Annotated in this window: 15 protein-coding genes; all 15 read left to right on the top strand. The window is 46.0% G+C overall.

Features of this window, described 5'->3' with window-relative positions:
• Positions 1-38: 38 nt before the first annotated feature.
• The 15 genes from rpsU to recO all read left to right on the top strand — a co-directional run bounded on the left by rpsU (position 39) and on the right by recO (position 12,798).
• On the top strand, positions 39-212 hold the full coding sequence (rpsU, locus tag CA600_RS11560; protein ID WP_036657994.1) for a 30S ribosomal protein S21: 174 nt from the start codon (positions 39-41) through the stop codon (positions 210-212).
• A 15-nt stretch (positions 213-227) separates the two neighbouring features.
• On the top strand, positions 228-671 hold the full coding sequence (locus CA600_RS11565) for a GatB/YqeY domain-containing protein (protein ID WP_042190953.1): 444 nt from the start codon (positions 228-230) through the stop codon (positions 669-671).
• A gap of 118 nt (positions 672-789) precedes the next feature.
• Positions 790-2,175 (top strand): NfeD family protein, encoded by a 1,386-nt coding sequence (locus CA600_RS11570; protein ID WP_256989816.1) that lies wholly within the window; start codon positions 790-792, stop codon positions 2,173-2,175.
• A 63-nt stretch (positions 2,176-2,238) separates the two neighbouring features.
• On the top strand, positions 2,239-3,240 hold the full coding sequence (gene floA / locus CA600_RS11575; protein ID WP_060621995.1) for a flotillin-like protein FloA: 1,002 nt from the start codon (positions 2,239-2,241) through the stop codon (positions 3,238-3,240).
• 18 nt (positions 3,241-3,258) lie between these two features.
• On the top strand, positions 3,259-3,810 hold the full coding sequence (locus tag CA600_RS11580; protein WP_094870315.1) for a hypothetical protein: 552 nt from the start codon (positions 3,259-3,261) through the stop codon (positions 3,808-3,810).
• Positions 3,811-3,983: 173 nt separating this feature from the next.
• On the top strand, positions 3,984-4,277 hold the full coding sequence (gene yqfC, locus CA600_RS11585) for a sporulation protein YqfC (protein ID WP_094870316.1): 294 nt from the start codon (positions 3,984-3,986) through the stop codon (positions 4,275-4,277).
• Positions 4,274-5,455: a sporulation protein YqfD gene (gene yqfD, locus CA600_RS11590; protein WP_094870317.1), complete on the top strand. Its 1,182-nt coding sequence runs from the start codon at positions 4,274-4,276 to the stop codon at positions 5,453-5,455. The genes yqfC and yqfD overlap by 4 nt, the downstream gene beginning before the upstream one ends.
• Positions 5,456-5,470: 15 nt before the next feature.
• Complete coding sequence (locus CA600_RS11595) at positions 5,471-6,442, top strand: PhoH family protein (protein WP_042190944.1); 972 nt, start codon at positions 5,471-5,473, stop codon at positions 6,440-6,442.
• Between the two features lie 14 nt (positions 6,443-6,456).
• The gene (locus CA600_RS11600; protein ID WP_094870318.1) at positions 6,457-8,712 is read left to right on the top strand and encodes an HD family phosphohydrolase; all 2,256 of its coding nucleotides are present in this window, start codon (positions 6,457-6,459) and stop codon (positions 8,710-8,712) included.
• The gene (gene ybeY / locus CA600_RS11605; protein ID WP_094870319.1) at positions 8,709-9,206 is read left to right on the top strand and encodes an rRNA maturation RNase YbeY; all 498 of its coding nucleotides are present in this window, start codon (positions 8,709-8,711) and stop codon (positions 9,204-9,206) included. The genes CA600_RS11600 and ybeY overlap by 4 nt, the downstream gene beginning before the upstream one ends.
• The gene (locus CA600_RS11610) at positions 9,206-9,601 is read left to right on the top strand and encodes a diacylglycerol kinase family protein (protein ID WP_042130323.1); all 396 of its coding nucleotides are present in this window, start codon (positions 9,206-9,208) and stop codon (positions 9,599-9,601) included. The genes ybeY and CA600_RS11610 overlap by 1 nt, the downstream gene beginning before the upstream one ends.
• Before the next feature lie 205 nt (positions 9,602-9,806).
• The gene (locus CA600_RS11615) at positions 9,807-10,226 is read left to right on the top strand and encodes a cytidine deaminase (protein ID WP_094870320.1); all 420 of its coding nucleotides are present in this window, start codon (positions 9,807-9,809) and stop codon (positions 10,224-10,226) included.
• 630 nt (positions 10,227-10,856) lie between these two features.
• On the top strand, positions 10,857-11,750 hold the full coding sequence (era, locus tag CA600_RS11620; protein WP_042190933.1) for a GTPase Era: 894 nt from the start codon (positions 10,857-10,859) through the stop codon (positions 11,748-11,750).
• A gap of 112 nt (positions 11,751-11,862) precedes the next feature.
• Positions 11,863-12,006 (top strand): YqzL family protein, encoded by a 144-nt coding sequence (locus tag CA600_RS11625; RefSeq protein WP_076117313.1) that lies wholly within the window; start codon positions 11,863-11,865, stop codon positions 12,004-12,006.
• Between the two features lie 36 nt (positions 12,007-12,042).
• Positions 12,043-12,798 carry a DNA repair protein RecO gene (gene recO, locus CA600_RS11630; protein ID WP_094870321.1) on the top strand — a complete coding sequence of 252 codons (756 nt, stop codon included), beginning with the start codon at positions 12,043-12,045 and terminating at the stop codon, positions 12,796-12,798.
• Positions 12,799-13,083: the final 285 nt, after the last annotated feature.

A 13,083-nucleotide genomic window follows, 5' to 3' on the forward strand; every position in this document is an offset into this window, starting at 1 on the left:
TATGCTCTTGGACGGTATGGTCGGAGGGAGGGGAAACTGTGTCTGAAACGAAAGTTCGCAAAAACGAGACAATTGATGCTGCACTTCGTCGCTTTAAACGTTCCATCGCAAAAGATGGTGTCTTGGCTGAGGTGAAGAAACGCAAACATTACGAAAAGCCAAGCGTTAAGAAAAAGCTGAAGTCTGAGGCTGCTCGTAAGAGAAAGTTTTAGGAGGATTACCCACGCATGAATCTTAGCGAGAGATTGAACGAAGATATGAAGCAAGCGATGAAGAGTAAGGACAAGTTCACGCTCTCCACGATTCGAATGGTTCGTTCTACAATAAAGTATCTTGAAATAGATTTGAAGAGAACATTGGACGACAACGAAGTGCTTGATATCCTTAGTCGTGAAATCAAACAGCGCAAAGATGCCCTCCAAGAATTTGAATCAGCGGGTCGCGATGAGCTTGCCGCGAGTACGAAGGCAGAAATCGAGATTATTATTAAGTATCTTCCCGAGCAACTTTCCGAAGAAGAAATTAAAGCAATTGTACAGCAGACCATCCAGGAAACCGGTGCTTCTTCGAAAAGTGAAATGGGTAAGGTCATGAGCGCACTGATGCCTAAGGTCAAAGGTCGCGCCGATGGTAAACTCGTGAACCAAGCGGTTCAGCAATTTCTGCAATAATATAGCGCCAGCACCCCTTGCAAAAGGGGTGCTTTTCTTTGTTTTGAAACGTAATTACGCTTACAACGTAATAAAGTGTATGTGTCCCGGGTCAAATTGAAGAAGGGAGGTAAAAACATTGAAAAGATTACGGAAAATTATGTTATCCAGCATTCCGGTTGTTTTACTGCTACTGCTCTTAACGCCGTTTATCCCGAATGTAAGCGCTGATGTAACCGTGCCAAAAGCACCAAAGGCTGCGAATGGTGAGATGAAGAAAGGCCCGGTGTTTATTATTCCGGTTGATCAAAAAATTGAAAGAGGTCTGCAAAGCTTTTTGGAAAGAGGGTTCGCAGAAGCTGCTAATTATGGAGCGGTTCTAATTGTACTGGAGGTGGATACACCGGGGGGACTGGTGAGTTCAGCAGAACAGATTGGGACGATGGTAAGAGATAGTGACATACCTACCGCAGCTTTTATTAAAGGTGATGCCGCTTCCGCAGGCAGTTACATAGCACTTAACGCAGGTGCAATCATCATGAAGCCGGGCAGCATGATCGGTTCTGCATCTCTAGTAGATAGTGGCGGCCAGAAAGTAGAAGACGCGAAGATGGTGTCCTACTGGAAATCAAAAATGATTGGAGCCGCTGCTTTAAATGAGCGTGATCCTGATATTGCTGCGGGAATGGTCGATAGTAATTTGGTTGTGGATAAGCCAGATCTAGGCGTATCTAAAGCGCAGGGCGAAATTATTGCCTTGTCTAGTGACGAAGCATTAAAAGCTGGTTATGCTGATCAAATTACAACCACTCCAGAAGAGGCAATTACTTGGTTAGGTTATACTACAGATGATATTTTTCGTGTGGAGCATACGGGTGCCGAGAAAATGTCGCAATTTCTGACAAATCCGATTATTATGACGATTCTGCTATTCATCGGGATTACAGGCATTGTGATTGAGTTGATCGTTCCGGGCTTCGGTGCACCTGGGATTATTGGGACATTAGCCTTCGTTTTATATTTTTTCGGAAATTCTGTAGCAGGGTTTGCCGGATCAGAGACTTGGCTTTTGTTCATCATCGGACTTGTCATGCTTGTGCTGGAGCTGTTCGTGCCGAGCTTTGGGATATTGGGGATACTAGGTTCCGTCAGCCTTGTGGCAGGTGTCGTACGCGCAGCATACAGCTTCACACATGCATTGTTTAGTCTCGGTATCGCATTCGCGGCTGCAACAGTAGTCATTGTGATTGTGGCTGTCGCATTTAAAGAACGTGGAATTTGGAATAGGTTTATTTTGAAGGATACGCTCTCCAAAGATCAGGGATTTGTACCTGTTGAAGAGAAGTTAAGCTTAGTTGGAGCTATAGGAAACAGTATTACACCACTTCGTCCATCCGGAACGGCTATGATTGGCGGCGAGCGGGTAGATGTCGTTACTGAAGGCAGCTTTATTAGCGTTAATGCACCGGTCTCTGTTGTAAAAGTTGAGGGCGGACGGATTGTGGTGAAGGAAATTAAGGAATAAGGTAAAAGATAAAAGGTATGGCGAATAGTAGCTCCACAATAATTTACTGGAGGTTGTAAAGTTATGGAAGCATCTTTAATTACTTTTTTGTTGATTGCGGTAGTCGTAGTCATTTTGTTGAGTGTCTTTTTAAGCTTTTTCCCGGTCATGCTCTGGATTTCTGCATTGGCGTCAGGGGTTAGAATTAGTATTATTACGTTAGTAGCGATGAGACTGCGTCGTGTAACACCAAGTCGGATTGTTAATCCTATGATTAAAGCGACAAAAGCTGGTCTTGGACTTAACATTAATCAACTGGAGAGTCACTATCTCGCTGGTGGTAATGTAGACCGGGTGGTTAATGCCCTGATTGCCGCTCAGCGTGCAGACATTCCTTTGGAATTCACTCGCGCAGCAGCAATTGACCTCGCAGGACGTGACGTACTTCTGGCCGTTCAGATGAGTGTAAATCCACGTGTGATCGAAACACCTATTGTAGCGGCTGTAGCTAAGAATGGTATTGAGGTTAAAGTAAAAGCAAGGGTTACTGTTCGTGCTAATATTGACCGTCTCGTTGGTGGTGCAGGTGAAGAAACGATTATTGCCCGGGTCGGTGAAGGGATTGTAACTACGGTAGGTTCGAGTGATTCGCATAAAGATGTTTTGGAGAATCCAGATTCGATCTCACGTACAGTTTTGGCCAAAGGTTTGGATTCCGGTACGGCTTTTGAGATCCTCTCCATTGATATTGCGGATATCGATGTAGGTAAGAACATCGGTGCTTATCTTCAAACCGAACAAGCAGAAGCGGATAAACGTATTGCACAAGCTAAGGCTGAAGAACGCAGAGCAATGGCTGTCGCTCATGAGCAAGAGATGAAGGCACGCGTTGTTGAAATGAAGGCGCTTGTTGTGGAAGCTGAATCTCAGGTGCCTATGGCGATGGCAGAGGCGCTCAGAAATGGTCAAATCGGTGTGATGGACTACATGAACATCAAAAATATCGAGGCGGATACACAAATGCGAGGCTCCCTCGGCAAAATGAATGATCAGGACGACAATAACCGTCCTAACAATAATAAATAAAAGGGGATGTGAATCTCCATGAGCTGGATCTATATCGTTGCGGTAATTATCTTCGCGATTGTATCCAATGTGAACAAGGCTGCGAAGAACAAACCTAAAGGTGCTACACGTGGAGGAATGCCCACTTTTGGTGGAGGAGATGAGAATCCTTTACGTCGTAATAAGGATGTGGATGGGAGCGGAGACCACCCTGAACAGTCTAGGAGTGGGTTTCCAACTCCTGTGACTACATCCTCCCGCGAGTATGATGCATCACCTGCCTTTCCAGAGCCTGCGTACATCCCGACACCAGATTATTCTACTGGAGAAGGTATGTCTTTGGAGCACGCTGATGACGGAGTTGAATTGCGCACGCAAAAAATGCAAGAAGAGGTGCGGCGTATTCAAGCTGCTTTTGATGGAATCGCGGGAGCAGATTCTAAATCGGAGAAGACGAAGAGCACATCCTCTGACACAGCTGTCGAGTCAAATAGAACAGCGAATAGGGGTGAGCTGCGCAATGGTGTGGTTTGGGCGGAGATTCTAGGACCTCCGCGCGCGCGCCAGCCGCATTCCACCCGAAGATCGTAATTTTCGGTCAAAGTAACAATTTTAAGCCTTAGTTTTCTTATCTTAACGATAGGAAAGCTGAGGCTTTTTTTATGTTTTTTATACCTGAATGCTGCTCCTTTATTACTTCTTCTCATAAACAAAAGTGTTGCCGCATAAGGTGTACAGAAGGCAGGAAGGGGGAACGTCTACTTATGACCCGTATTGGCCGCAGGCTGCGGGGATGGACAAACGGGGTGCTCGATTTACCACAGGACTTACTACAGGAAATGCCCCGGATCACCCTGATCGGCAATAAAGAACTGTATATCGAGAATCATCGCGGCGTGCTGCATTTTTCATCAGGCCAGCTTAAGCTCGCGTTAGCTAATGGATCGCTTGAAATCACGGGCGAGGATCTTGTCATTCGCAATATTCTTGGCCAGGAGCTGGCGGTAGAAGGCATTATCGGAGAGATCAGATATAAAGAAAGCGAGGGGAAATCATGAAGGAACCACCTCTTTCATCACTGCGGGGATCCGTTACACTGCATGTGACGGGGCCTCAGGTGGAGAGATTCATTAATGTCATTTCTGAAGCAGGTATAGTGATTTGGGATGTGAGGCCCGCTGAGGGCGGCGCTTCCCTTAAGCTGCTTCTGAATGATTTTTATGTCCTCCGTCCGATTTTAAAGAAGACAGGCTGTCGGATGCACGTTACAGGAAGAAGCGGACTGCCTTTTTTGATGGCGCGGCTTTGGAAACGTAAATTTTTTGGCATGGGAATATTGGTATTCGGGATTATGCTCTTTATGTTATCCACGATGGTATGGAGCATTAGAGTCGAGGGGAATGAAAAAATTGCTTCTGAGGATATATTGGCAGCTGCTCGTCAGGAGGGGGTGTATCCTTTTCAATGGATATGGCGTCTGGATGAGCCGGACAAGCTCTCTAAGGGGCTCCTAGCCCAATTACCCGGCGTTTCATGGATAGGGGTGCAGCGGACGGGGACGAGCATTAAAATTCAGGTGGTAGAATCTAAACAGCCGGATATTAAACCTCTTCTTAGCCAGCGGCATTTGATTAGCAGAACAGATGCGGTGGTAACTGAAATATATGCGGAGCAGGGCAGACCGGTTGTAGCGCGTAACTCACGGGTCAAAAAAGGGGATATCCTGATTTCGGGTGCTTTAGGCGACGAAGAGAATGTACAGTACGTGGTGGCTAAAGGTGAAGTTAAGGGTCTAGTGTGGCATGAATACAATATAGAGGTGCCTCTTACAACAACAAATAGTTCATATACAGGGGATCGTAAGGATCGAACCTATCTGGTGCTTGGCAAATGGGCTATCCAGCTATGGGGTTATGGCGATTCTCCTTTTGAGAAATCACGAACGCTTATTGAGCACGATCCGCTATCCTGGCGGTCCTTTAAGCTGCCGCTGGGCCTAATGACTGAGAAAGAAATGGAGATTAGTGAAACAAGTGAGACATTAACTCCAGAGGCTGGATTTGAAAAGGGAATAGAGCGAGCGAAGAATGATATTTTGGCGCGTTATGGCGTTGATAGCGTCATCAAAAGTCAAAAAGTTTTGCATGAGAAGAAAGAGAATGGTAAAGTTTATATGAAAGTGATCTTTGAAGTAGAAGAGAAAATTTCCGAAGAACTGCCAATAGTAAACAATTGAGGAGAATGAGGCTACTTGTCAGAACAGACTGCAAGCATTCGTATTACTTTGCAAAATGCGGGAGAAGCGCAATCGTTGTTCGGCCCGCAAGATGGATTCCTAAAAATCATCGAGAGTGAAATTCCTGCTATTATTGATTCCCGTGAAGCAGAGTTAACGATACGTGGTGCGGAGCGGGAAGTAGACATGCTGGGACAATTGTTTAATGTGTTGCTGTCCCTCATTCGGAGCGGTTACATACTTACTGAACGTGATGTGCAGTACGCTGTGGAGCTGGCGAAAGACTTTCGAGTCGATCAATTGCTCGATTTGTTCAAGGGAGAAATTACAACAACTTTTCGTGGAAAGCCTATCCGTGTCAAAACGATTGGCCAGAAACATTATGTGACAACGATCAAGAAGCGTGATATTGTATTCGGAATCGGTCCTGCAGGAACGGGTAAGACCTACCTGGCGGTAGTGCTTGCAGTTACGGCACTAAAAGAAGGTTCTGTTAAGCGTATCATTCTTACGCGCCCAGCAGTAGAAGCAGGAGAGAGTCTAGGGTTCCTCCCAGGGGATTTGCAAGAAAAGGTAGATCCATACCTCCGTCCGTTATATGATGCCTTATACGACGTTATGGGGCCAGATCAGGTGGCTAAGGCGCTTGAACGGGGATTAATTGAAATTGCTCCGCTCGCTTATATGCGTGGTCGTACGTTGGATGATTCATTTATTATTTTGGATGAAGCCCAGAATACAACGCCTGAGCAAATGAAAATGTTTTTGACTCGACTCGGCTTCGGGTCCAAAATGGTGATTACGGGTGACGTTACCCAGATTGACCTGCCTCGCGGCAAGAAATCCGGTTTAATTGAGGCTAAAGCGATTTTATCCGGCATAGAAGAACTCGGTTTTGTTTATTTTGCGGAGCAGGATGTAGTACGGCATTCCCTGGTGCAGAAAATTATCGTTGCCTATGACCGCTCTGCCGAAAACCTCCAATAAAGGGGATTGTCTTCATGGCTTCAAAGCAACCATCTAAATTAAGCGGATTTGTATATACGAACAACGGATGGAAGTATAGCGCGGCGACACGCTATGCTCTTTTCCTGTTACTCGGACTTGTGTTCTACTTTAGTCTGTCGCCCGATCTACTGCCTAAGCGGTACGATATTAAAGAGAATACGCTAAGCGCGAAGGAGATTACAGCGCCCAAGCAAATTTTGGACAAGAAGGCAACACTAAAGGCGGCGGAAGAAGCGGCCGAAGGTGTATCTCCTAAGTATAAAATTATCCCGATGAGGGCTGATAATCTTGTGACATCGCTGCTGGACCGGATTGATCGCCTGAATCAGGATGATTTGATTTCACAAAGCGATAAGACTGAGATTTATCGTGATGAGATCCCGCAGAGAGCCAATGATTTTATTTTGAATTTCATAGCCTCCAATCGGGGTGGAGGCACTTATTCCGATCATCTTTTGGAGGAAATGCAATCTGTCATAAAAGAGCAGACCTATGTCATTCCAGATGAAACTTACATTAAGATTCCGCGACTGACCTCTCAGGACATTATCGAAATGAAGCCTGTCGCTCGTGATATTGTGACTAGGCTGATGAACGATCAAATCACGGATGCCCAGACTGCGCGCGCCAAAGTGGCGGAGCAGGTCAGTATCAGCTCTCTGAGTCAGCGCACGGCGCGTGAGGTTGTGCAGGAGTTAGTCCGGCTTGTTATTACTAGCAATAAGTTCTATGACGAAGATGCAACGAAGGAAGCAAAGGTGCAGGCTCGTGAGAACACACCTGATGTGTTTATTGAGCAAGGCGACGTCCTCGTCGCTAAAGGTCAAAAAATCACCCCTGAGCTCTACGCCCTTTTGGATGAGAATGGCCTGCTAAGTAATGAGGTCAACTATTGGCCTCAAGTTGGATTACTATTACTTTCTACCATGCTATCTGCGGGTCTGATGGTGTTTATCCGTTACTCGGGTGGAACCGCGGGCTTCAAGTATAACAATTCCCAGTTATTAATGCTGGTGCTTGTGTTTGTTATTACGATCATTTCCATGCGGTTGACCGCAATTTTGCAGACGGATGTCCATTCCTATCTCGGGTATCTGGCTCCAGTAGCCATTGGTGCTATGCTGATTACCATGCTTCTGGATATGACATTAGCATATTTCTGTTCTATCCTGATCAGTATACTTGCCAGTATCATTTTGAATGTTCAGCAGAATTCGGTGTTTGATTTTACCTTTGGCTTCTTTTCAATTGTTGTTTGTTATGTAGCTATTTTTGCCACTCATCGTGCAGGCCAGCGTTCCACATTATTAAAAGGCGGGATTATGGTATCCCTTTTTGGCTGTGTGACCGTCTTTATGCTGACCCTCTTAGCTGGTGGTGAATGGAAAGATGTAAGCACGCTGTATGCCGTTGGTTTTGCTTTTGCGAGCGGACTTTTGACCGCAGTGCTTGTGATTGGTCTGATGCCTTTCTTTGAAGCTACCTTTGGTATTCTATCTGCCCTGAAGCTGGTAGAGTTGTCTAATCCGAACCATCCCTTATTGCGCAAGCTTCTTACGGAAACACCAGGAACCTATCACCATAGCGTCATGGTAGGTAACCTGTCAGAAGCGGCCGCAGAAGCGATTGGAGCAGATGGCCTATTGTGCCGTGTGGGGTCGTATTATCATGATATAGGCAAAACAAAACGTCCGTTTTATTTTATTGAGAATCAGAATAATATGGAAAACCCGCATGACTCTATTGAACCGAAGCTTAGTAAATCTATCATTGTAGCTCACGCCCGCGATGGGGTGGAAATGCAACGGGAATATAAGCTGCCCAAACCGATTCGTGATATTGCTGAGCAGCATCATGGCACTACGTTCCTGCATTATTTTTACCATAAGGCTCTGAAGCTGGCGGAAGAAAAAGGTGTTGAGCCTGATTTTACCGAGGAAGATTTCCGTTATCCTGGCCCGAAAGCTCAGTCGAAGGAATCGGCTGTTGTAGGAATCGCCGACAGTGTTGAAGCTGCGGTGCGATCCTTACGCAAACCAACCGTCCTTCAGGTGGAAACGATGATTGAGAAAATTATTAAAAGTCGACTGGATGATCATCAGTTTGACGAATGTGATTTAACGATTAAAGAATTGGACATTATTGCACGGACGCTGAAAGAAACGGTCATGGGGATTTTTCATTCACGGATCGAATACCCAGAAGATGTGCGTAAGCCGAAAAAAGAGGAAGGGGCAGCTAACCCATGAGTTTAGAGATCGTTTGGGATAACGAGCAAGAAGAATACGAGATAAAGGACGATCTCATTGCACTGCTGGAGAGTATTTTGAAAAAAGCAGGTGAAGCGGAAGGGATCGATCAGGGGGAGGTTGCGCTTACTTTTGTCGATAACACTCGTATTCATGAGTTGAACTTGGAGTACCGGGGAATTGACCGTCCGACGGACGTACTTTCTTTTGCGATGAATGAAAGCGGAGAGGACGAGCTGGACATTATATACGAAGTAGAAGAGGGCGAAGCGCTGGAAGATGTTCCGGATGTACTGGGAGATATCATCATTTCCGTAACTCGTGCTCAGGAGCAAGCGCAGGAATATGGTCATTCGCTGGAGCGTGAGCTTGGTTTCCTCTTTGTGCACGGATTTCTGCATTTGTTAGGATATGATCATCAGGATGAAGCTTCAGAGGCAGAGATGATGTCTAAACAAGAGAAGGTACTAGCTCAGGTTGGGTTGACTCGCTAATGGTGAAGAACACGGCGGTAGGACACAAGAAGTTCTGGCACTCTTTTCGGTTTGCATCGCAAGGCATCGTGTCGGCATTCAAATCGGAGCTTAACATGAAGGTGCATTGCTGTTTGGCTGTGGTTGTACTTGTTGCCGCTGCCGTGTTCAGACTTCCTCTGGCCAGTTGGATGCTGCTGCTCTTCTCCATTACGCTTGTCTTAACTGCCGAGCTGCTCAATACGGCAATCGAGGCGACGGTAGACCTGATCTCGCCGGAGATTCATCCGCTGGCTAAGAGAGCAAAAGATACCGCCGCAGGAGCTGTGCTTCTTACGGCGGTGTTTGCTGTCTTAGTCGGGGTCTATGTTTTTTACCACCCGGTGATGGACTGGATTAGCGGACTTATGTCATAATCAGGTTACAATTCAATTTAGGGGAGAGGCGGACCCGCGTTTTGCGATTCCGCCTCTTTGGTTACTGGATGTTTAGGAAGCGAGTTTTGTACGAAGTAATTCCAGGTTGAGACGCTAACAAAACTAAGTGGATGCTCTCGAAGTGAGTTTTGTATGAAGTAATTCCATGATGTAACGCTAAACAAAACTTTAGGAGGACCCCAATATGGATTCCACTCTTCTTATGCAAGAAGCGATTAAAGCACGTGCTAAGGCATATATTCCTTACTCCCGATTCGGAGTTGGAGCCGCCCTCCTTGATCAGGATGGTCATATTCATCACGGATGTAATGTAGAAAATGCTGCTTTCGGCCCAACCAACTGTGCGGAGCGAACCGCTTTATTCCGTGCCATCGCCGACGGTCATGCTATCGGTTCTTTCAAGGCAATTGCCGTTGTTGCCGATTCCGATGGCCCCGTATCTCCTTGTGGTGTATGCCGCCAAGTTCTGATTGAGTTGTGTTCACCAGACATGAAGGTTATCCTTGGAAACATGAAAGGCGATATTGTTGAGACCACGGTGGGAGAATTGCTTCCCGGCGCTTTTGGTCCTGTCGATCTGAAGCAAGGACAAGCTCCGGAATAAATTGGAACATGTTATTGCGGATTAAGCTAATTTAGTTGCATTTTGTACAATTGAACTGCCACAATTGTGCACTAAGTTTAATTTAATTGCAGAATGTACAACTAAATCTATGCTTTTATTCGAATTTGGCTTGTTGGACAGTATTTAATTGCACAGAATGCAACTAAAACGCCAAAAACATAACTCAAACTCAAATTTGTTGTACAAAATACACTTAAAAGTGTTCCAGCACTTCCAAGTTAGGTTAAACTGGTGCAAACTATGTGTTATAGGAGTAACATCTATAAGCGATGCGGCGTAGCCGCCAGCGATTCCTAGCACAATGTAAATTGTAAACCTGCCTATAGTCGCTCATTTCAGTAGTTTTGCTTACCACGGCGAGCTTCAAGCGAGCCGTGTGAATAAGCGACAGTGAAGCGTGTCCCCGATAGGGGACGAAAGCGCTCATGCACAACCGTCCCTCTAATCCCGCCGAACGTTGCAGATACGCCTATTTCCGGGTGTCCAGAGGGCCGGGGCCCTTGGGGTCCCCCTTGGCTAAGGGGGATTTAGGGGGATCGAAAAGCTTTAAAAAAAGATTGAATGATTGAAAAAGATTGAACTAGAAGGAAAGTATGGAAGGAAGATAATATGAAATTCAAATCAGGCTTTGTCGCAATTATCGGCAGACCGAACGTAGGCAAATCGACACTCATGAACCAGGTTATTGGACAGAAGATTGCAATCATGTCGGATAAGCCACAGACCACTAGAAACAAAATCCATGGGGTCTATACAACGAATAATTCGCAAATCGTGTTCCTGGACACACCAGGTATTCATAAAAGACAGTCCAAGCTAGGCGACTACATGAACCAAACTGCAATGAGCACGCTGGGTGAAGTTGAGGCTGTGCTGTTCCTTGTGGATGCTGCAGATGGTTTGGGCGGTGGAGACCGATACATTGCTGAGCAATTAAACGGACTTAAGACGCCAGTTATTCTTGTACTCAACAAGATCGATAAAATAGAGCCGGAAGCCTTGCTCCCACTTATGGCTCAGTATAACAAGCTGCATAACTTTGCTGAAATCATTCCAATTTCTGCTAAGATGGGAAGCAATGTTAACACGCTGTTAGAGCAAGTCGCTAAGTACTTGCCGGAAGGTCCGCAGTACTACCCAGAAGATCAAATTACGGATCACCCTGAGCAATTTGTGTGCGCAGAGCTAATCCGTGAGAAGATTCTGCATTTGACGCGCGAAGAAGTACCGCATTCCATTGCCGTGGCCATCGAAGATATGAGGGTTGAGCCGAATGGTGTGGTCCATGTGTCTGCCGTTATTTTTGTTGAACGTGATTCTCAGAAGGGGATTATTATCGGTAAGCAAGGTGCGCTGCTGAAAGAGGTTGGAAGACGTGCTCGGACAGATATTGAGAACCTTTTGGGTTCGAAGATTTTTCTGGAGCTATGGGTAAAAGTGAAAAAAGACTGGCGCAATCAGGATCGCGTTTTGCGGGATTTGGGCTTCCATAAAGACCTTTAAGATCTATATCCGTTCTTCCTCGTTTGGCAGGAATTGCAAGGATAGAACCTGGCTCATCGCACATCCTAATTCTTGAAGAGACATCGTCTTTCCCAAGAAAGGATGAATACGAATGCGAAACTTTTCGTGGAAGTATTTTGCAATGACAGGAGACGTCGATGCTTACCTGCTATACAAGGAAGCTGGCTATCCACTTGAAGACAGTGGATTACAGCTAGTGGAAGAAGAGAAGGTCTGTGATGAAGAAGCGCAATAAGGACTGGTTGCTTGCCGAATGGTTGGGGGAAGAGGCATGCTACACAGGGTGGAAGGGATCGTCATCCGCAGCATGGACTACGGCGAGGGGAACGCAATCATTACGCTTTGCACCGAGAACGCGGGAAAAGTAGGAGTTCTGGTGCGTGGCGCAAAGAAGGTCAAAAGCCGCCATGCTGCACTGATCCAATTGTTCACCGTCGGTGAATTTGTTTTTTTTAGAAATAACGGAGGACTTGGGACGCTGAATTCCGGCGAAATCACGAAGTCTCACCACCCTCTACGTGAGGATTTGATCAAAGCTGCTTATGCATCTTACGCTTGTGAACTGCTTGATAAAGTCCTGCATGATGAGGAGACGGGAAGCTTCTGGTTTCGCCAGCTTACGGCCTGCTTGAACGCACTAGAAGAAGATAAGGAACCTGGAGTTATCATAAATGTTTATGAAATGAAGATTTTGCAAGCAGCCGGTTATGGTCCAGAGTTCGACACCTGTGTGATATGTGGAGCTGAAAAGCCTGATGAACAATTGCTGATAAGCCCTCGCCTTGGTGGAGCACTCTGCCGCAGCTGTAAACATAATGATCCTCCAGCAATGGAGGTCTCCGCTCGTGCGTTGAAGTTGCTACGCTTATTCGCCAGACTTGATCTAACTAGATTAGGGAATGTGGATGTCAAAGAAAGCAGCCGAGATGAATTGAAAAAAATTATGCGAGCCTTTATGGATATGCAGCTTGGATTAAAGCTGAAATCACAGAATTTCCTGGACCAGCTCGACAAGTACAAGATTTGACGAAATCTGATTTTTCCGTTACTATAGGAACAGTTTCTTTATAAGATTATCTGATCGCCGTTTTGCTCCATTTCGGGAGAGCGTGCATTGATCGGGAAAGTAGTGAGCGACATTGTTGCGATTCAGCGAGCTGGGGGTAGTGAGAGCCTGGCGGGACAACGTTCATGAACATGGCACCCGGGAGTACGGATATGGCGAATGAAAGTGGATTTCGTTCTTGTCTTTAGCCGTAATATCGCTGAAGCAAGGTATGAAATCAAGTAGGGTGGAACCGCGGGAGAATAA

It is taken from the genome of Paenibacillus sp. VTT E-133280, assembly GCF_002264385.1.
Classification (GTDB): Bacteria; Bacillota; Bacilli; order Paenibacillales; family Paenibacillaceae; genus Paenibacillus_AQ; species Paenibacillus_AQ nitricinens.